The 19,302-nt window shown below is 59.5% G+C and carries 19 protein-coding genes; 16 read left to right on the top strand and 3 right to left on the bottom strand.

Going from position 1 to position 19,302, the window contains the following annotated elements; all coding sequences use genetic code 11:
• Positions 1-7: 7 nt before the first annotated feature.
• The 7 genes from F8N44_RS00770 (at position 8) to F8N44_RS00740 (ending at position 5,622) form a co-directional block, all read left to right on the top strand.
• The gene (locus tag F8N44_RS00770) at positions 8-646 is read left to right on the top strand and encodes a peroxiredoxin (RefSeq protein WP_122604481.1); all 639 of its coding nucleotides are present in this window, start codon (positions 8-10) and stop codon (positions 644-646) included.
• A 315-nt stretch (positions 647-961) separates the two neighbouring features.
• Positions 962-1,555: an NADPH-dependent FMN reductase gene (gene ssuE, locus F8N44_RS00765; protein WP_008085340.1), complete on the top strand. Its 594-nt coding sequence runs from the start codon at positions 962-964 to the stop codon at positions 1,553-1,555.
• 90 nt (positions 1,556-1,645) lie between these two features.
• Positions 1,646-2,611 carry a sulfonate ABC transporter substrate-binding protein gene (locus F8N44_RS00760; protein WP_150648953.1) on the top strand — a complete coding sequence of 322 codons (966 nt, stop codon included), beginning with the start codon at positions 1,646-1,648 and terminating at the stop codon, positions 2,609-2,611.
• Between the two features lie 25 nt (positions 2,612-2,636).
• Complete coding sequence (ssuD, locus tag F8N44_RS00755; protein ID WP_018928626.1) at positions 2,637-3,785, top strand: FMNH2-dependent alkanesulfonate monooxygenase; 1,149 nt, start codon at positions 2,637-2,639, stop codon at positions 3,783-3,785.
• An 8-nt stretch (positions 3,786-3,793) separates the two neighbouring features.
• Entirely contained in the window at positions 3,794-4,576 is a 783-nt protein-coding gene (ssuC, locus tag F8N44_RS00750) for an aliphatic sulfonate ABC transporter permease SsuC (RefSeq protein ID WP_003229260.1), read from the top strand.
• A complete protein-coding gene (ssuB, locus tag F8N44_RS00745) occupies positions 4,573-5,379 on the top strand; it encodes an aliphatic sulfonates ABC transporter ATP-binding protein (RefSeq protein ID WP_150648952.1) in 807 nt (268 codons plus the stop codon). The genes ssuC and ssuB overlap by 4 nt, the downstream gene beginning before the upstream one ends.
• Before the next feature lie 27 nt (positions 5,380-5,406).
• Positions 5,407-5,622 carry a TOBE domain-containing protein gene (locus F8N44_RS00740; RefSeq protein ID WP_003229256.1) on the top strand — a complete coding sequence of 72 codons (216 nt, stop codon included), beginning with the start codon at positions 5,407-5,409 and terminating at the stop codon, positions 5,620-5,622.
• Between the two features lie 153 nt (positions 5,623-5,775).
• Here F8N44_RS00740 and F8N44_RS00735 read toward each other — a convergent pair whose 3' ends face one another.
• Together F8N44_RS00735 and F8N44_RS00730 are read right to left on the bottom strand one after the other, a co-directional pair.
• On the bottom strand, positions 5,776-6,414 hold the full coding sequence (locus tag F8N44_RS00735) for a TetR/AcrR family transcriptional regulator (RefSeq protein ID WP_150648951.1): 639 nt from the start codon (positions 6,412-6,414) through the stop codon (positions 5,776-5,778).
• Positions 6,415-6,689: 275 nt separating this feature from the next.
• Positions 6,690-8,066, bottom strand: coding sequence for a glutamine synthetase family protein (locus F8N44_RS00730; RefSeq protein WP_007913842.1), 1,377 nt, complete (start codon positions 8,064-8,066; stop codon positions 6,690-6,692).
• Between the two features lie 278 nt (positions 8,067-8,344).
• Here F8N44_RS00730 and F8N44_RS00725 point away from each other — a divergent pair, with 278 nt between their 5' ends.
• From F8N44_RS00725 to F8N44_RS00690, 8 genes are all read left to right on the top strand, one after another.
• Positions 8,345-8,701 carry a glutamine amidotransferase gene (locus tag F8N44_RS00725; RefSeq protein ID WP_150648950.1) on the top strand — a complete coding sequence of 119 codons (357 nt, stop codon included), beginning with the start codon at positions 8,345-8,347 and terminating at the stop codon, positions 8,699-8,701.
• A gap of 95 nt (positions 8,702-8,796) precedes the next feature.
• Positions 8,797-10,155: a glutamine synthetase family protein gene (locus F8N44_RS00720; protein WP_034151968.1), complete on the top strand. Its 1,359-nt coding sequence runs from the start codon at positions 8,797-8,799 to the stop codon at positions 10,153-10,155.
• Between the two features lie 56 nt (positions 10,156-10,211).
• A complete protein-coding gene (locus F8N44_RS00715; protein WP_150648949.1) occupies positions 10,212-11,576 on the top strand; it encodes an aspartate aminotransferase family protein in 1,365 nt (454 codons plus the stop codon).
• Between the two features lie 172 nt (positions 11,577-11,748).
• On the top strand, positions 11,749-12,861 hold the full coding sequence (locus F8N44_RS00710; RefSeq protein WP_127930163.1) for a polyamine ABC transporter substrate-binding protein: 1,113 nt from the start codon (positions 11,749-11,751) through the stop codon (positions 12,859-12,861).
• A 188-nt stretch (positions 12,862-13,049) separates the two neighbouring features.
• Positions 13,050-14,147 (top strand): polyamine ABC transporter substrate-binding protein, encoded by a 1,098-nt coding sequence (locus F8N44_RS00705; RefSeq protein WP_150648948.1) that lies wholly within the window; start codon positions 13,050-13,052, stop codon positions 14,145-14,147.
• A gap of 67 nt (positions 14,148-14,214) precedes the next feature.
• Positions 14,215-15,357 carry an ABC transporter ATP-binding protein gene (locus tag F8N44_RS00700; protein ID WP_007913856.1) on the top strand — a complete coding sequence of 381 codons (1,143 nt, stop codon included), beginning with the start codon at positions 14,215-14,217 and terminating at the stop codon, positions 15,355-15,357.
• A 35-nt stretch (positions 15,358-15,392) separates the two neighbouring features.
• Entirely contained in the window at positions 15,393-16,274 is an 882-nt protein-coding gene (locus F8N44_RS00695) for an ABC transporter permease subunit (protein ID WP_177412532.1), read from the top strand.
• Entirely contained in the window at positions 16,271-17,161 is an 891-nt protein-coding gene (locus tag F8N44_RS00690) for an ABC transporter permease subunit (RefSeq protein ID WP_141125851.1), read from the top strand. The genes F8N44_RS00695 and F8N44_RS00690 overlap by 4 nt, the downstream gene beginning before the upstream one ends.
• 149 nt (positions 17,162-17,310) lie before the next feature.
• Here F8N44_RS00690 and F8N44_RS00685 read toward each other — a convergent pair whose 3' ends face one another.
• On the bottom strand, positions 17,311-17,949 hold the full coding sequence (locus tag F8N44_RS00685) for an HD domain-containing protein (RefSeq protein ID WP_150648947.1): 639 nt from the start codon (positions 17,947-17,949) through the stop codon (positions 17,311-17,313).
• A 226-nt stretch (positions 17,950-18,175) separates the two neighbouring features.
• Here F8N44_RS00685 and F8N44_RS00680 point away from each other — a divergent pair, with 226 nt between their 5' ends.
• Positions 18,176-19,141, top strand: a complete 966-nt coding sequence (locus F8N44_RS00680) for a GlxA family transcriptional regulator (RefSeq protein WP_150648946.1) — start codon at positions 18,176-18,178, stop codon at positions 19,139-19,141.
• Positions 19,142-19,302 lie beyond the last annotated feature (161 nt).

Raw genomic sequence — 19,302 nt, 5'->3', positions numbered from 1 at the left:
CAGCACCATGAGCCTCAGACTCGGCGACATCGCCCCCGATTTCGAACAGGACTCCAGCGCCGGCAAGATTCGTTTCCACGAATGGCTGGGCGATAGCTGGGGCGTGCTGTTCTCCCACCCGGCGGACTTTACCCCGGTGTGCACCACTGAGCTGGGCTTCACCGCCAAGCTCAAGGATGAGTTCAGCAAGCGCGGCGTCAAAGCCATTGCGCTGTCGGTCGACCCGGTGGACTCGCACCACAAGTGGATCGAAGACATCAACGAGACCCAGAACACCATCGTCAACTTCCCGATCCTGGCCGATGCCGATCGCAAGGTGTCCGATCTGTATGACCTGATTCACCCGAACGCCAACGACACGCTGACCGTGCGTTCGCTGTTCGTGATCGATCCGAACAAGAAGATTCGTCTGACCATCACCTATCCGGCGAGCACCGGGCGTAATTTCCACGAGATTCTGCGGGTGATCGATTCGCTGCAGCTCACCGATAACTACAAGGTGGCCACCCCGGCCAACTGGCAGGACGGTGAGGAGGTGGTGATCGTGCCTTCGCTCAAGGATGAAGACGAAATCAAAAAGCGCTTTCCGAAGGGCTATCGCGCGGTGAAACCGTACCTGCGCCTGACGCCACAGCCGAACAAGTGAGATTTGCGGTGTAGTCACCACCCTTTCGCGAGCAGGCTCGCTCCCACATTTGAAACACGATTCCCTGTGGGAGCGAGCCTGCTCGCGAAGGCGTCAGTCCGGGCAGCACAGAATTCAGAACCACTAAGCAGGGGATTTCGGGCCGTTTCGACGGCCTTTTTTTTCGCCCGCAGTTTATTAAACTGCATATCTCCAAAACGCATAACCAAATGAATAAATATGATTTATGGATATATAAATCTGCTGATAAGGTCACTCCCATCGAAGCGAGATCGCAACCCGCGAATCGCCTGTAACGCTTAAGGAATTGTCTCGATGCTGGTCGTCTCACTCGGTGGCAGTCCCAGCCTGCGCTCCCGTTCCGGGGTGCTGCTGGAGCGCTCGCAACGTTGGTTGCAGCAGCAAGGCGTGGAAGTGGTGAGTTATCAGATTCGGGATTTCCCGGCCGAAGATTTGCTTCACGCCCGCTTCGACAGCCCGAAGGTGCTCGACCTGCTGCAACAGATCGAAAATGCCGACGGCCTGTTGATCGCCACACCGGTTTACAAAGCGTCGTTCTCCGGCGCGTTGAAGACGCTGCTGGATCTGCTGCCCGAGCGCGCCCTGAACCACAAGATTGTCTTGCCGATGGCCACTGGCGGCAGCATCGCCCACATGCTGGTGGTCGATTACGCGCTCAAGCCTGTGTTGTCGGCGTTGAAAGCCCAGGAAATGCTCCAGGGGATTTTCGCCGAGGACAGCCAGATCGCTTACGGCGAAGGCAGTGCCGCCGCGCAACTGGCCCCGGCGCTGGAGCAGCGTCTGCACGAAGCGCTGGATCAGTTTGTCGGCGCCATGGCTCGTCGGCCAAAACCGCTGGAACCTGGCCTGTTGAACGAACGTTTGTTGAGTGCTCGCTGGAGCATTTAAGCCACACCCGAACTTGATGTAACTCACCTTACTCAGCCGCTAACGGCCAAGCAGGTGCAGCCAAAACCCAACAGCAAAAAGGAGAGCGCTATGCGCACTATATTTTTGCGTCGTGGTCTGGTCGCTCTGTTTGCTGCGGCTGTCACCTTCGGCGCCATCACTCAAGCTCAAGCCGAGACGCTTCGGATCGGTTATCAGAAGTACGGCACGCTGGTGCTGCTCAAAGCCAAGGGCACTTTGGAAAAACGTCTGGCTGCCCAAGGCGTCGACGTGCAATGGACTGAATTCCCCGGTGGCCCGCAACTGCTGGAAGGCCTGAACGTCGGCTCGATCGACTTCGGCGTCACTGGCGAAACTCCACCGGTGTTCGCTCAGGCGGCCGGCGCCGATCTGCTTTACGTCGCCTACGAACCGCCAGCGCCGAACAGCGAAGCGATCCTTGTGCCGAAAGACTCGCCGATCAAATCGGTGGCCGATCTCAAGGGCAAGAAAGTCGCCCTGAACAAAGGCTCCAACGTTCACTACCTGCTGGTGCGTGCGCTGGAAGACGCCGGCCTCAAATACACCGATATTCAAACCGTATTCCTGCCGCCGGCCGATGCCCGCGCTGCGTTCGAACGTGGCAGCGTCGACGCCTGGGTCATCTGGGATCCGTACCAGGCTGCCGCCGAGAAACAGCTGCAAGCGCACACCCTGCGCGACGGCAAAGGCATCGTCGACAACCACCAGTTCTATCTCGCGACCAAGCCTTACGCGCAGAAAAATCCTGAGGTGATCAAAGCCCTCGTTGAGGAAGTGCGCGCCGTTGGCGAGTGGTCGAAAGCCAATCCTGAAGACGTGACCCAACAGGTTGCGCCACTGCTCGGCCTGCCGGCGGACATCACTCTGACCTCGGTGAAACGTCAGGGTTACGGCGCGCTGTTCCTGACTCCGGAAGTGGTCGCCGCGCAGCAGAAAATCGCTGACACGTTCTTTCAGCTCAAGCTGATTCCCAAGCCGCTGAGCATCAAGGATGTGATCTGGACACCACCGGCCGCTGTGGCTAAAGCGCAGTAATTCGAATTCCTAAGGAGACCACTCCATGAGCCTCAATATCTTCTGGTTCCTGCCTACCCACGGCGACGGCCATTACCTTGGCACCGCCGAAGGCGCTCGCGCCGTTGACCACGGTTATCTGCAACAGGTCGCACAAGCGGCGGATCGTCTAGGTTTCGGCGGCGTGCTGATTCCTACCGGCCGCTCTTGCGAAGACTCATGGCTGGTGGCGGCATCGCTGATCCCGGTGACCCAGCGTCTGAAGTTCCTCGTTGCCCTGCGCCCCGGGATCATTTCCCCGACGGTCGCAGCGCGGCAGGCCGCCACGCTGGATCGTCTGTCCGGCGGCCGTGCGCTGTTCAACCTCGTGACTGGCGGTGACCCGGAAGAATTGGCTGGCGACGGTCTGTTTCTCAGCCACGAAGAACGCTATCAAGCCTCGGTGGAATTCACCCGCATCTGGCGTCGTGTGCTGGAAGGCGAAACCGTCGATTACGACGGCCAGCACATCAGCGTGAAGGGCGCGAAATTGCTCTATCCGCCGATCCAGCAACCGCGTCCGCCGCTGTACTTCGGCGGCTCCTCGGAAGCGGCGCAGGACTTGGCTGCCGAACAAGTGGAAATGGTCCTGACCTGGGGCGAGCCGCCAGCAGCTGTGGCCGAGAAGATTGCACAGGTTCGCGCCAAAGCCGCAAAGCTCGGCCGCACCGTGCGCTTCGGCATTCGTCTGCACGTGATCGTCCGTGAAACCAACGCGGAAGCGTGGCAAGCGGCGGATCGTTTGATCTCGCACCTGGACGACGACACCATCGCTCGCGCTCAGGCTTCTCTGGCGCGTTTCGATTCGGTCGGCCAGCAACGTATGGCCGCGCTGCACGGTGGCAGCCGCGACAACCTCGAAGTCAGCCCGAACCTCTGGGCCGGTGTTGGTCTGGTGCGCGGCGGTGCCGGTACGGCGCTGGTTGGCGATGGCCCGACCGTGGCCGCTCGCGTGAAGGAATACGCCGATCTGGGCATCGACACTTTTATCTTCTCCGGTTATCCACACCTCGAAGAGTCGTATCGCGTCGCTGAACTGCTGTTCCCGCACCTCGACATCGAGCGTCCGGAACTGCCGAAAAGTGCCGGTTATGTCAGCCCGTTCGGCGAGATGGTCGCCAACGACATTCTTCCCAAAGCCGCGTCGCAGAGCTGAGGCGCGCCATGAAGAAAATCATCCACAGCCTCGCGCCTTGGGCGTTGCCGGTGTTGTTGCTGGCGGTGTGGCAGTTGTCGGTGTCGGCGGGTTGGTTGTCGACACGGATTCTGCCGGCACCGGTGGCGGTGATCGAAGCCGGCGTGAGCCTGGTGCGCAGCGGTGAAATCTGGACGCACCTGGCGATCAGCGGTTGGCGTGCGGCACTGGGTTTCACCATCGGTGGCAGCATCGGTCTGGTCTTGGGCTTTATCACTGGCCTGTCGAAGTGGGGCGAACGCCTGCTCGACAGCTCGGTGCAGATGATCCGCAACGTGCCGCATCTGGCGCTGATTCCGCTGGTGATCCTGTGGTTCGGGATTGACGAGTCGGCGAAGATCTTTCTGGTGGCGCTGGGTACGTTGTTCCCGATTTACCTGAATACCTATCACGGCATCCGCAACGTCGACCCGGCGCTGGTGGAGATGGCGCGCAGTTATGGCCTGTCCGGTTTCAGCTTGTTCTGGCAGGTGATTTTGCCGGGGGCGCTGCCTTCGATTCTGGTCGGCGTGCGCTTCGCCCTAGGCTTTATGTGGCTGACGCTGATCGTCGCCGAAACCATTTCCGCCAGCTCCGGCATCGGCTATCTGGCGATGAACGCCCGGGAGTTTTTGCAGACCGATGTGGTGGTGCTGGCGATCCTGCTTTACGCAGTGCTCGGCAAACTCGCCGACCTCGCCGCCCGTGGACTTGAACGTGTGTGGTTGCGCTGGCACCCGGCCTATCAGGTTGCCAAAGGAGGTGCAGCATGACTGCTCAACAACCTCCACGCCTGCTGCGCGGGATTCCGCTGGCGGTGCGCAATCTGCAGAAAACCTTCGGCGCGCGGCAGGTGCTGCGTGACATCGATCTGCACATTCCGGCAGGGCAATTCGTCGCTGTGGTCGGTCGCAGTGGTTGCGGCAAAAGTACCTTGCTGCGCTTGCTCGCCGGCCTCGATCAACCGACTGGCGGTGACTTGCTGGCCGGCTCTGCACCGCTCAGCGATGCGCGGGAAGACACCCGACTGATGTTCCAGGAAGCACGCCTGCTGCCGTGGAAAAAGATCATCGACAACGTCGGCTTGGGCCTTAAAGGCAACTGGCGCCCGAAGGCTCTCGAAGCACTGGAAGCGGTGGGTCTGGCGGATCGCGCCAATGAATGGCCGGCAGCGTTGTCTGGCGGACAGAAGCAGCGCGTCGCGCTGGCTCGGGCGCTGATCCATCAACCGCGCCTGCTGTTGCTCGACGAACCGCTCGGCGCGCTGGATGCGCTGACCCGCATTGAAATGCAGCAACTGATCGAGCGTCTCTGGCAGCAACACGGCTTCACCGTGCTGCTGGTGACCCACGACGTCAGCGAAGCGGTGGCGATTGCCGACCGGGTGATTCTGATCGAGGACGGCGAAGTCGGCCTCGATCTGCATGTCGAACTGCCGCGGCCGCGAGTGCGTGGTTCGCACAGACTCGCAGCGCTGGAAACCGAAGTGCTTAACCGTGTTCTCTCCCTGCCCGGCGAACCGCCAGAGCCGGAACCTGTTTCACCACTGCCTACGCAACTGCGTTGGGCTCAATAACTCAAGCAAACGACAGGAATCATTGCCATGACTATCAAAGCCATCAACGTCCGTAACCAGTTCAAAGGCTCGATCAAGGAAATCGTCCTCGGTGACGTGCTGTCGGAAATCGACGTGCAGACCGCTTCCGGTATCGTCACTTCGGTGATCACCACCCGCTCGGTCAAGGAGCTGGAACTGGTGGTCGGCAGCGAAGTGATCGCCTTTGTGAAATCCACCGAGGTGTCGATCGCCAAGTTGTAAGCCGGTGAGTAAAAAACAACCCCGGAGGGCGTGAGCCCTGCGGGGTTTTTTGTGCCTGATCTGAGAACTGCGGTGCGGCCTTCGCGAGCAGGCTCGCTCCCACAGGGGATCGCATTCCAAATGTGGGAGCGAGCCTGCTCGCGAAGAGGTCAGTCAGATCACTAGAGATCTTTTGGGTAGATACGGCGGTAGATACAGGCCGATATAGGCATCAAACACCCGCATCCCTTCCTCGGCCATGCGCGGCGTGATCTGCCCATGTTGCTGCACCGAGCGCGCATACACGCGGTCGCCCAGTTCCATCGCCAGGGCGAACACATCGACATCTTCCGGCAGCCTCGGCAATTCGAAGTGATGATCGAACAGCTTGTGCATCAGATCGCCCAGTTCTATGTCGTGCTGACGGTCAGCCTGAGTCACTTCGGTCAAGCCGTGTTGGGCGAGGATCAACTGGCGCGCCGCCGCGTCTTCATCGTAGATCTCCAGCATCCGTTGCTCGACCAGCCGCGATAAATCGCGCCAGTCACGCAGCGCGTCATGATCGATCGGCGCTTGCAGGCAGGCACGAAATGCAGCGTGCACATCCGCCGTCAGAGCCTCAAGCAACGCCGGGACGCTGGCGAAGAAGTGGTACACGGAGGAGGGCGGGATTTGCGCGCGCTCGGCAACGCTGTAGATCGACAGACTGGCCACGCCCTCGGCGGCCAGCAGCGTGCGTGCGGCGTCGAGTATCGAGTCGATGCGCGCCTGACTGCGGGCACGGGGTTTGCGGACGGGGGCGGGTCGCGTCATGGAAGTCTCCTGCGGGGCAGCGGGCATTGTACGAGCCGGCTTGTGTGTTGTCTTGTCGACCGCGTTCGTCGGAACGCCGCCCGGAGCCGGCTCGCTCCCACAGGGAATCTCTGTGGACGCAGCATTCATGTTCACTGAAGATCAACTGTGGGAGCGAGCCTGCTCGCGAACCGCCGCAGGCGGCCATTCACCCCACCCTAGGGATCTGAGACCGGCCATAAAAAAACGCCGTTGGCTGCGAGAGCCAACGGCGTTTTTCCTGAAGCTACAACCGCTTAAACGGTATGCAGATACCAGTTGTACTCAAGGTCAGAGATGGAGTGTTCGAACTCCTCCAGCTCGCTTTCCTTGCAGGCGACGAAGATATCGATGTATTTCGGATCGATGTACTTGGCCATCACCTCGCTGTCGTCCAGCTCACGCAGGGCATCGCGCAAGTTGTTCGGCAGGCTTTGCTCGTTCTGCTCGTAGCTGTTGCCTTCGACTGGCGCGCCCGGCTCGATCTTGTTGGTCAGACCGTGGTGCACGCCGGCCAGTACCGAAGCCATCAGCAGGTACGGGTTGGCATCGGCACCGGCGACGCGGTGTTCGATACGCACGGCATCGGACGAGCCGGTCGGTACGCGAATCGCCACGGTGCGGTTGTCCAGGCCCCAGCAAGGCGAGTTCGGCACGTAGAACTGTGCGCCGAAACGACGGTAGGAGTTGACGTTCGGGCAGAGGAAAGCCATCTGCGCGGGCAGGGTCTCGAGCACACCGCCGATCGCGTGACGCAGCGCGGCGTTCTGCTCGGGATCCTCGCTGGCAAAAATGTTTTTGCCTTCTTTATCCAGAATCGAAATGTGTACGTGCAGACCATTACCCGCCTGGCCCGGATATGGCTTGGCCATGAAGGTGGTATCCATTTCATGGTCGTAGGCGATGTTCTTGATCAGACGCTTGAGCAGTACCGCGTAGTCGCACGCCTTGATCGGGTCAGCGACGTGGTGCAGGTTCACTTCGAACTGCGCCGGGGCACTTTCCTTGACGATGGCGTCGGCCGGGATGCCTTGCTCTTTGGCACCTTCCAGAATGTCCTGGAGGCAGTCGACGTATTCGTCGAGGTCGTCGATGAGGTAGACCTGCGTCGAATGCGGGCGTTTGCCGGAGATCGGCGAGCGTGGCGGCTGAGGGCGGCCGTTCACGTTTTCCTGGTCGATCAGGTAGAACTCGAGTTCGAATGCGGCGCAGATGGTCAGGCCCAGCTCGTCAAACTTTGCAACAACTTGACGGAGCACTTCGCGCGGATCGGCGAAGAAAGGGTCACCTTCGAGTTCGTGCATGGTCATCAACAGTTGCGCGGTCGGGCGCTTCTGCCATGGCTCGTTGCACAGCGTATCGGGGATTGGATAGCAGATACGATCGGCGTCGCCGATGTCCAGGCCCAGGCCGGTGCTTTCCACCGTAGAACCGTTGATATCCAGAGCAAATAGAGAGGCCGGCAGGTTGATGCCTTTCTCGTAAACCTTGTGGAGGCTGGTGCGTTCAATGCGCTTGCCGCGCACCACACCATTCATATCCGCAATCAGAAGGTCAACGTACAGAACCTCAGGATGTTCCTTAAGGAACGCGTTCGCTTCGTTAAGCTGAACGGCACGCGGGGGTACCGACATGATGCAACACCTTTGTTGTTAAAAATATCAATCATTGATCTTTTCTGGTTTCAGTCAACCCGAACGGCCTGCCGAAGTCAAGCGAGGCCTTTTTTGCCCTAAAAAAGCGCTGTGAGGGCATTTATGGGGCACTTTCGGGCGTTTTTTTGTCCTTGGGGGACTCTGCACCCGCGGGCTTGAGCAGGCCGTGTTGTATTTTTTACGGGGGTGTTGTGTAAAAAAATGAACAAGGCTAAGCTCCGAACAAACCCATAACAGCAATAATACCGGGGTGCTTCATGTCTCGCCTGCCGTTAATCGGCATCACCGACTGCTCGCAACAGTCCGGTCTGCATGCTCATCACATCAGTGGCGACAAATCCGTCGATAGCGCAGCCAGCATGGCTCGCCCGTTAGCGACGATGTTCCCGTCCATGGCCGTTCAAGTGCCAGCGTCCGATATTCTGGACGTACGGGAAAGCATCCTGTTTATGGCGTCTCCCTCCACTATAGATCGCTTTCATTTCCAAAGCCTGTGCCGCTGCCCCAGCCGTGCTCATGATTCTGCACGCCTTGAGTGTGCACAGGAAATGCAACGCCAGCGTAAAGGGCAGGTAAGCTCCTCTTTCATTGTCTATGCGCGGTGCCAGGCGTAAGCCGGCACTGCGCGAGCAAGCCCCCCTTTAACGCGACGCTGCAAGCGTCAAACTTTGCCTGACATCACGTCAGGAGACTCAGCCCAGAGGCATTTATGAGTAACAACCTCGACCAGCTCACCGATTGGTTGAAAGACCACAAGATCACAGAAGTCGAATGCATGATCGCCGACTTGACCGGGATTACCCGGGGCAAGATTTCGCCGACCAACAAGTTCATCGCCGAAAAAGGCATGCGCCTGCCAGAAAGCGTGCTGTTGCAGACCGTGACCGGCGACTACGTCGAAGACGACATCTATTACGAACTGCTCGACCCGGCCGACATCGACATGATCTGCCGCCCCGACCAGAACGCCGTGTACCTGGTGCCGTGGGCCATCGAGCCGACTGCGCAGGTGATCCACGACACCTACGACAAGCAAGGCAACCCGATCGAGCTGTCGCCGCGCAACGTCCTCAAGAAAGTCCTCAAACTCTATGCCGATAAGGGCTGGCAGCCAATCGTGGCGCCGGAAATGGAGTTCTACCTGACCAAGCGCAGTGACGACCCTGACTATCCGTTGCAGCCGCCGATTGGTCGCTCGGGTCGTCCGGAAATCGGTCGTCAGTCGTTCTCCATTGAAGCGGCGAACGAATTCGACCCGCTGTTCGAAGACGTCTACGACTGGTGCGAACTACAGGAACTGGATCTCGACACGCTGATCCACGAAGACGGCACGGCGCAGATGGAAATCAACTTCCGTCACGGCGACGCACTGTCGCTGGCCGACCAGATCCTGGTGTTCAAACGCACCATGCGCGAAGCCGCGCTCAAGCACGACGTCGCTGCGACCTTTATGGCCAAACCGATGACCGGCGAGCCGGGCAGTGCGATGCACTTGCACCAGAGCATCATCGACATCGAGACCGGCAAAAACGTCTTTTCTAATGAAGACGGGACCATGAGCCAGTTGTTCCTGCACCACATCGGTGGTTTGCAGAAGCTGATTCCGGAATTGCTGCCGCTGTTCGCGCCGAACGTCAACTCGTTCCGCCGCTTCCTGCCGGACACCTCGGCACCGGTGAACGTCGAGTGGGGTGAAGAAAACCGTACCGTCGGCCTGCGCGTACCGGATGCCGGCCCGCAGAATCGTCGCGTCGAAAACCGTCTGCCGGGCGCCGACGCCAACCCGTATCTGGCGATCGCCGCGAGCCTGCTCTGCGGTTACATCGGCATGGTCGAAGGCCTCAACCCGAGCGCGCCGGTGGTGGGCCGTGGTTATGAGCGCCGCAACCTGCGCCTGCCGCTGACCATCGAAGACGCGCTGGAGCGCATGGAAAACAGCGCCACCATCGAGAAGTACCTGGGCAAAACCTTCATCACTGGCTACGTCGCGGTAAAACGGGCCGAGCATGAAAACTTCAAGCGCGTGATCAGTTCCTGGGAGCGTGAGTACCTGCTCTTCGCCGTCTGATACGCCGGGCGCGGCCCTCAGCGGCCGCGTCTTCACCGATAACAAGGAGAATTGGCATGACCAGCAACAACCCGCAAACCCGCGAGTGGCAAGCACTCAGCAATGATCACCACCTGGCCCCGTTCAGCGACTTCAAGCAGCTGAAAGAGAAAGGCCCGCGGATCATCACCAACGCCAAGGGCGTTTACCTGTGGGACAGCGAAGGCAACAAGATCCTCGACGGCATGGCCGGTCTTTGGTGCGTGGCCATTGGTTACGGTCGCGATGAGCTGGCCGATGCGGCCGCCAAACAGATGCGCGAACTGCCGTACTACAATCTGTTCTTCCAGACCGCGCACCCGCCGGCGCTGGAACTGGCCAAGTCGATTGCCGACGTGGCACCGGAAGGCATGAACCACGTGTTCTTCACCGGTTCCGGCTCCGAAGGCAACGACACCATGCTGCGCATGGTCCGCCACTACTGGGCGATCAAAGGCCAGCCGAACAAGAAAGTCATCATCAGCCGCAAGAACGGTTATCACGGTTCGACCGTGGCCGGCGCGAGCCTCGGTGGCATGACGTATATGCACGAACAAGGCGACTTGCCGATCCCGGGCATCGTCCACATCGCGCAACCGTACTGGTTCGCCGAGGGTGGCGACATGTCGCCGGAAGAGTTCGGTATCTGGGCGGCCAATCAGTTGGAAGAGAAGATTCTCGAAGTCGGCGTCGACAACGTCGGTGCCTTTATTGCCGAGCCGATCCAGGGCGCCGGCGGCGTGATCATTCCGCCCGACAGCTACTGGCCGCGCATCAAGGAAATCCTCGCCAAGTACGACATTCTGTTCGTCGCGGACGAAGTGATTTGCGGTTTCGGCCGTACCGGTGAGTGGTTCGGCAGTGATTTCTACGACCTCAAGCCCGACATGATGACCATCGCCAAAGGCCTGACCTCCGGCTACATCCCGATGGGTGGCCTGATTGTTCGCGACACCGTGGTTGCGGTGCTCAACGAGGGTGGCGATTTCAACCACGGCTTCACCTACTCCGGTCACCCGGTGGCGGCAGCGGTGGGCCTGGAAAACATCCGCATCCTGCGCGATGAAAAAATTATCGAGAACGCGCACTACGAAACGGCACCGTATTTGCAGAAACGTCTGCGGGAACTGAACGATCACCCGTTGGTGGGTGAAGTTCGCGGCGTCGGTCTGTTGGGCGCGATCGAGCTGGTGCAGGACAAGGCCACGCGCAAGCGTTACGAAGGCAAGGGCGTCGGCATGATCTGCCGCCAGTTCTGCTTCGACAACGGCCTGATCATGCGCGCTGTGGGCGACACCATGATCATCGCGCCGCCGCTGGTGATCAGCAAAGCCGAGATCGATGAGCTGGTTACAAAGGCACGCAAGTGTCTGGACCTGACCCTCAGTGCATTGCAGGGCTAAGTGCTAGGCTTTGAGCGGGGGAGCCGTGGCGCTCTCGCTCAAAGCTGTCAGAAAGGCTGGTCTTTTCTTGAAAGACCGCCTCGGATCTTGCCAGACTAGCCGCGGTTCCAGTTGTCCGGGTTCGGCCGCTGAACAAAGTGGTTCAAAAAAGAAAAATTTGGAGCATTAACGCATGAAGGCATTAGGCAAAAAGCTCGCTGGCAAGACTCTGCTCGCCATGTCCCTGATGGGAATCATGGCGACTGCGGCTCAGGCGGACGACAAGGTGTTGCACGTCTACAACTGGTCCGACTACATCGCCCCGGACACCGTGGCCAACTTTGAAAAAGCCACCGGGATCAAAGTCGTCTATGACGTCTTCGACAGCAACGAAACCCTGGAAGCCAAGCTGCTGGCCGGCAAGTCCGGTTACGACATCGTGGTGCCTTCCAATAACTTCCTCGCCAAGCAGATCAAGGCCGGTGTTTACCAGGAGCTGGACAAGTCCAAGCTGCCGAACTGGAAGAACCTCGACGAAGACCTGCTCAAGGCTGTTGGCGATGCCAGCGACCAAGGCAACAAGCACGCGTTCCCGTACATGTGGGGCTCGATCGGCATCGGCTACAACCCGGCCAAGGTCAAGGCTGCGCTGGGCATCGACAAGATCGATTCTTGGGACGTGGTGTTCAAGCCTGAAAACATCGAGAAGCTCAAAAGCTGCGGCGTAAGCTTCCTCGACGCACCGACCGAGATGATTCCGGCGGCGTTGCACTATCTCGGCAAGCCGACCAACAGCAAGGACAAGGCTGACCTGAAGGCCGCCGAAGACCTGTTCCTGAAAATTCGTCCTTCGGTTGCCTACTTCCATTCCTCCAAGTACATCTCCGACCTGGCCAACGGCAACATCTGCGTCGCCGTCGGTTACTCGGGTGACCTGGAACAATCCAAGACCCGCGCCCAGGAAGCCGGTGACAAGGTCAAGCTGGCCTACACCATTCCAAAAGAAGGTGCTGGCACGTTCTACGACATGGTCGCCATTCCCAAGGATGCCGAAAACGTCGAAGCCGCCTACAAGTTCATGAACTACCTGCTTGAGCCGCAAGTGATGGCCGGCATCACCAACGCCGTGCGTTTCCCGAACGGCAACAAAGCTGCCACGCCACTGGTGGACAAGGACATCACCAGCGATCCGAGCATCTACCCGTCGGCTGAAGTGAAGAAGCAGCTCTACGCGATCAGCGATCTGGACGCAGCGACCTTGCGCCTGATCACTCGCAGCTGGACCAAGATCAAATCCGGTAAATAAGCCGGTTTGACGCAACAACCGCTGGCCGTCATGCCCCGTGCGGGCGGCCAGCGGATCAATTAAATGACAGGAAGTTTTGCAGGAACGGTTTTTCGAGGGTAAGTTGCGCGCCGGTTTTGTTGCCGGGCAGCCATCGCTGTCATGCAGCGCTGGGCAACTTGGGCCCAACTAATTTAGAGGACCTCCACTTGCCTATTTTTTCTTCTTTGCGCAAAGCCCTGCTGGCCACTGCCGGCCTGACGATTGCTGTCGGAGCCCAGGCCGCCGGTACGGTGCATATTTATAACTGGTCCGATTACATCGGCGAATCCACGCTGGCCGACTTCCAGAAAGAGACCGGGATCAAACCGGTCTACGACGTCTTCGATTCCAACGAAACCCTTGAAGGCAAACTGCTGGCCGGGCGTACCGGTTACGACGTGGTCGTGCCGTCGAACCACTTCCTCGGCAAGCAGATCAAGGCGGGCGCGTTCCAGAAGCTCGACCGCTCGCAGCTGCCGAATTATTCCAATCTCGACCCGGCGCTGCTCAAGCGTCTGGAGCAGAACGATCCGGGCAACCTTTACGCCGTGCCGTACCTGTGGGGCACCAACGGCATCGGTTACAACGTCGATAAAGTGAAGGCTGTACTGGGTGTCGACAAGATCGATTCGTGGGGCGTCTTGTTCGAGCCTGAGAACATCAAGAAGCTGCAAAGCTGCGGCGTGGCATTCCTCGATTCGGCGGATGAAATGATGCCGACCGTGCTCAACTATCTGGGCCTGAATGCCAACAGCACCAATCCGAAGGACTACGAAAAAGCCACCGACAAATTGCTCGCGGTGCGTCCTTACGTGACCTACTTCCATTCCTCGAAATACATCGGTGATCTGGCCAACGGCGACATCTGCGTGGCCATCGGTTTCTCCGGCGATATCTTCCAGGCGAAGAACCGCGCAGCCGAAGCCAAGAAGGGCGTGAACATCGCCTACACGGTGCCGAAAGAGGGCGGCGCATTGTGGTTCGACATGCTGGCAATCCCCAAGGATTCGTCGAACGTGAAGGAGGCCCATGCCTTCATCAACTATCTGCTGAAACCTGAGGTGATCGCCCAGGTCAGTGATTACGTCGGTTATGCCAACCCCAATCCGGGTTCGGACAAGCTGATGGAACAATCCATCCGCACCGATGCGTCGGTGTACCCACCGCAGGCCGTTATCGACAAGGCCTACGTATCGACCGAGTTGCCACCGAACATTCAGCGCCTGATGACCCGCAGCTGGACCAAGGTCAAGTCGGGGATGTAAGGCACACACTATCCTGGGTTCGCCTTGCGGGGCGAACTGCACTTGTTTTTTTCTGGGAGTTTCGTAAATGGCAGTTGCCTCCGGCGCCTATAAGAAAGCCCTCGAGGGCGACCAGACACCGAAACAGGTGTTGGTCAAAATCGACCGGGTCACGAAGAAGTTCGACGAGACGATTGCCGTGGACGATGTGTCCCTGGAAATCAAGAAAGGCGAGATCTTCGCCCTGCTCGGCGGTTCGGGATCGGGCAAATCCACTCTGCTGCGGATGCTGGCAGGGTTCGAACGGCCCACGGAGGGGCGCATTTTCCTCGACGGCGTCGACATCACCGACATGCCGCCGTACGAGCGTCCGATCAACATGATGTTCCAGTCGTACGCCTTGTTCCCGCACATGACCGTGGCGCAGAACATCGCCTTCGGCCTCAAGCAGGACAAGATCCCGGCGGCTGAAGTCGATGCTCGCGTGGCCGAGATGCTCAAGCTGGTGCAGATGAGTCAGTACGCCAAACGCAAGCCGCATCAACTGTCGGGCGGTCAGCGTCAGCGTGTCGCGCTGGCACGTTCGCTGGCCAAGCGGCCGAAGCTGTTGCTGCTCGACGAACCGATGGGCGCACTGGATAAAAAACTGCGTTCGCAGATGCAACTGGAGCTGGTCGAGATCATCGAGCGCGTCGGTGTGACTTGCGTGATGGTGACCCACGACCAGGAAGAGGCCATGACCATGGCCGAGCGCATTGCGATCATGCACCTGGGCTGGATCGCCCAGATCGGCAGCCCGATCGACATCTACGAAACCCCGACCAGCCGCTTGGTCTGCGAATTCATCGGCAACGTCAACATCTTCGAAGGCGAAGTGATCGACGATGCTGAGGGCCACGCAACCATCACCTGCAAAGACCTCGACCGGCAGATCTACGTCGGCCACGGCATCAGCACCTCGGTGCAGGACAAGTCCGTGACTTACGCGATCCGTCCGGAGAAGCTACTGGTCACCGCCGATCAACCGACCTGCGAATACAACTGGTCGAGCGGCAAGGTGCACGACATCGCCTACCTCGGCGGGCACTCGGTGTTCTACGTTGAATTGCCGAGCGGCAAACTGGTGCAGTCGTTCGTGGCCAACGCCGAGCGGCGTGGCGCGCGTCCGACCTGGGGCGATCAGGTTTACGTTTGGTGGGAAGACGACAGCGGCGTGGTACTTCGCTCATGAACATGCGCAAGTTCAAACGCCGCATCAACCGAATAATCCCCAATGGCCGGCAGTTGGTCATCGGGGTCCCGTTCATCTGGCTGTTCCTGTTCTTCATGCTGCCGTTCTTCATCGTTCTGAAGATCAGCTTCGCCGAAGCCGACGTGGCCATTCCGCCGTACACCGAGATCTACACGTACGCCGAGCAGAAGCTGCAACTGCTGCTGAACCTGGGCAACTACGCGATGCTGGCGGGCGACGAGTTGTACATCGCCGCTTACCTCGGCTCGCTGAAGATGGCGCTGATCAGCACCATCCTCTGTCTGGTGATCGGCTATCCGATGGCCTACGCCATCGCCACCGCCCGTAAAGAACTGCAAACGGTGCTGGTGCTGCTGATCATGATGCCGACCTGGACGGCGATCCTGATCCGCGTTTACGCGTGGATGGGCATCCTCAGCAACAACGGTTTGCTCAACGGTTTCCTGATGAGCATGGGTTTCATCGACGAACCACTGCAGATTCTCAACACCAACCTTGCGGTGTACATCGGCGTCGTTTACTCGTACCTGCCGTTCATGATCCTGCCGCTGTACGCCAACCTTGTGAAGCACGATCAAAGCTTGCTGGAGGCCGCTTCCGACCTCGGTTCGAGCACCTTCAACAGCTTCTGGAAAATCACCATTCCGCTGTCCAAGAACGGCATTATTGCCGGCTGCATGCTGGTATTCATTCCGGTGGTCGGCGAGTTCGTGATCCCGGAGCTGCTCGGCGGTCCGGAAACCCTGATGATCGGTAAAGTGCTCTGGCAAGAGTTCTTCAACAACCGTGACTGGCCGGTGGCATCCGCGCTGGCGGTGGTGATGCTGGCGATCCTGATTGTGCCGATCATTCTGTTCAACCGCAGTCAGGCCAAGGAAATGGAGGGTAAAGAATGAAGCGCTTCCGTTTCTCCAGCCTGATGCTGGTCATCGGTCTGTTGTTCATCTACCTGCCGATGCTGATCCTGGTGATCTACTCGTTCAACGCCTCGAAACTGGTGACGGTGTGGGGCGGTTGGTCGATCAAGTGGTACGTCGGCCTGCTCGACAACACCCAACTGATGGGCTCGGTGCTGCGCTCGCTGGAAATTGCCTGCTACACCGCGGTCGCCGCGGTGGCGCTGGGCACGCTGGCAGCCTTCGTGCTGACCCGCATCACGCGCTTCAAGGGCCGCACGCTGTTCGGCGGCCTGGTGACGGCGCCGTTGGTGATGCCGGAAGTGATCACCGGTCTGTCGCTGTTGCTGCTGTTCGTGGCCATGGCGCAGATGATCGGCTGGCCGCAGGAACGTGGCATCGTCACCATCTGGATCGCCCACACCACATTCTGTGCGGCGTATGTGGCAGTGGTGGTGTCGGCGCGTCTGCGTGAGCTCGACCTGTCGATCGAAGAAGCGGCGATGGATCTGGGCGCGCGGCCGTGGAAGGTGTTCTTCCTGATCACCATCCCGATGATCGCGCCATCGCTGGCGGCGGGCGGCATGATGTCGTTCGCGCTGTCGCTGGATGACCTGGTGTTGGCCAGCTTCGTCTCCGGTCCGGGTTCGACGACCCTGCCGATGGAAGTGTTCTCGGCGGTGCGTCTGGGCGTGAAGCCTGAAATCAACGCCGTGGCCAGTCTGATTCTGCTGGCGGTATCGATCGTGACCTTCATGGTCTGGTTCTTCAGCCGCCGCGCCGAAGAAGCGCGCAAGAAAGCCATCCAGCAAGCCATCGAAGAAAGCGCTGCCGATTCGTGGAAGCAACCGGACGTGCGCCGGGCGCCAAGCCCGGAGGCTGCGTAAGCCAATGGGGTTGATCACAGATCTGTGATCAACCCAAATCCATGTGGGAGCGAGCTTGCTCGCGAAGAGGGCGTGTCAGTCGACGGAAATGTTGCCTGACCCACCGCATTCGCGAGCAAGCTCGCTCCCACAGTTGTTTCTGGTGATCTTCAAATCCAGGGAGAATTGCGGATGACCTCAACGAAGTTCATCGGCTTGAACCCCGGCTCCTGATCCTTCAGCACATCGGTATTCACGTTGCCAAACGTGGTCTGCGGACGATGCCGCAAGCCGTCGGCAAACGCGCAGATGATGCACTCCTTGAAACCTTCCCCACGCGGGTGCGCATGCACCACCGCCTCACGCTGCACGGTGCTGAACGCTGCGTAATCCATGCCCAGCACATCCATCTCCACGCCTGCGGTCACCAGCGCCACCGTCGGACGCAGATGCTTCGGCACACCCGGCGTGGTGTGCAGGGCAATCGACAGCCAGACCTGCTCGATGTCGTCATCGCTCAACCCGTAAGGTTTGAGAAACGCTGCTGCCGCGTTGGCACCGTCCACTTCAAAACGCTCGTCATCACTGCGATGGCCTTCGACCAGACCGATGTCATGGAACATTGCGCCGACGTACAACAACTCCGGATCGTATGCCAGTTGCTGGCGTTCACCGCTCAGCGCGCCGAACAGAAAGACCCGGCGCGAGTGGTGGTAGAGCAGGTCGGATTCGATGTCGCGGATGTACTCGGTGGTGGCCCGGGCGAGGGCGCTGTCGGGAATTTTGATGCCGGCGATGGTCGCGGTCATGGGGAGTTTCCTCACTGAAACGCCGTTGTGGCGCTGATGGGGATAGTCTGTTCCTGGCGCTGAAAGCGAACAATCGACCCATGGCTGCGATCCTTGCCATTCGACGCGCAAATCGTGCCAAGCTAAAAAGATCGCAGCCTTCGGCAGCTCCTACATGGGAACGCGGACACCTGTAGGAGCTGCCGAAGGCTGCGATCTTTTGCTCTTAAAGGGGGAATCCACAGCCATGAACAAAACCGTCGCCATCGTCGTGTTCGCAGGCGTGCAGTCACTGGATGTCAGCGGCCCCATGGATGTGTTCGCCGAGGCCAATCGCTTTCTGGCGGCCGAGGATCACTATCGGCTCGAAGTGATCGGCGTCGAACGCGGCCCGATGGCCTGTTCCAACGGTTTGAACCTGAATGCCCATTGGCATTTCAGCGAAGCACTCGACGCCTACGACCTGCTGCTGGTCGCCGGTGGGCCGCAACTGCCGTTCATGGATTTTGGCGCTACGTTTGATGATTGGCTGCGCGGGGCGTGTTCACGGGCGCAGCGCTTCGGTTCAATCTGCAATGGCGCGTTCATGCTCGCGCGGGCAGGGTTGCTGGAGGGGCGCACCGTCACCAGGCACTGGAACGATGCCGAGGCGTTGGCGCAGTTGTGCCCGACCACGCAGGTCGAGGCAGATCGCTTGTATGTCGAGGATGACACGCTGTACACCTCGGCCGGGGTCACGGCGGGGATCGATTTGTCGCTGTATTTATTGGCACGTGATCACGGCGCGGAAGTGGCGCTCAGTGTGGCCAAGCGGCTGGTAGTGTTCACCCAGCGTTCGGGTGGGCAGTCGCAGTTCAGTCCGTTCCTCACGCCGCACGCGGAACCGACGTCGGCGGTGGCGATGGTGCAGTTGTATGTGCTGGCCAATCTGACTGGTGATCTGGCGATTGCCGATCTGGCCAATGCGGCGAACATGAGTGCGCGCAATTTCTCCAGAGTGTTTGCTCGGGAAGCCAAAGTCACCCCGGCGGAGTTCGTCGAGCGGGCGCGGGTGGATGCGGCGCGGGTGATGCTGGAAAGCACGGCGGCGCCGTTGAAGACGGTGGCGTATCAGTGTGGGTTTCGGGATGCGCAGCATATGCGTGGGGTGTTTAACCGGCGGTTGGGGGTGACGCCGCAGCAGTTTCGGCTGAATTTTGCGGTGATGCTTTAACCCTCACCCCAGCCCTCTCCCAGAGGGAGAGGGGGCCGATTGGGGGATATTGAGGAGATACGCCGACCTGAGTGAGCGGTTGTGAATCCATAATCGACACCGCTCTTTCAGGTCGATGTATGGCAAAAGACACCTCGGTCAGTCCCCTCTCCCTCGGGGAG

Origin of the sequence: Pseudomonas fluorescens (assembly GCF_902497745.1) — a bacterium.
Classification (GTDB): domain Bacteria; phylum Pseudomonadota; class Gammaproteobacteria; order Pseudomonadales; family Pseudomonadaceae; genus Aquipseudomonas; species Aquipseudomonas fluorescens_BM.
Note: the sequence above shows the minus strand (reverse complement) of the source record. Positions and strands in the feature narration are given on the sequence as shown.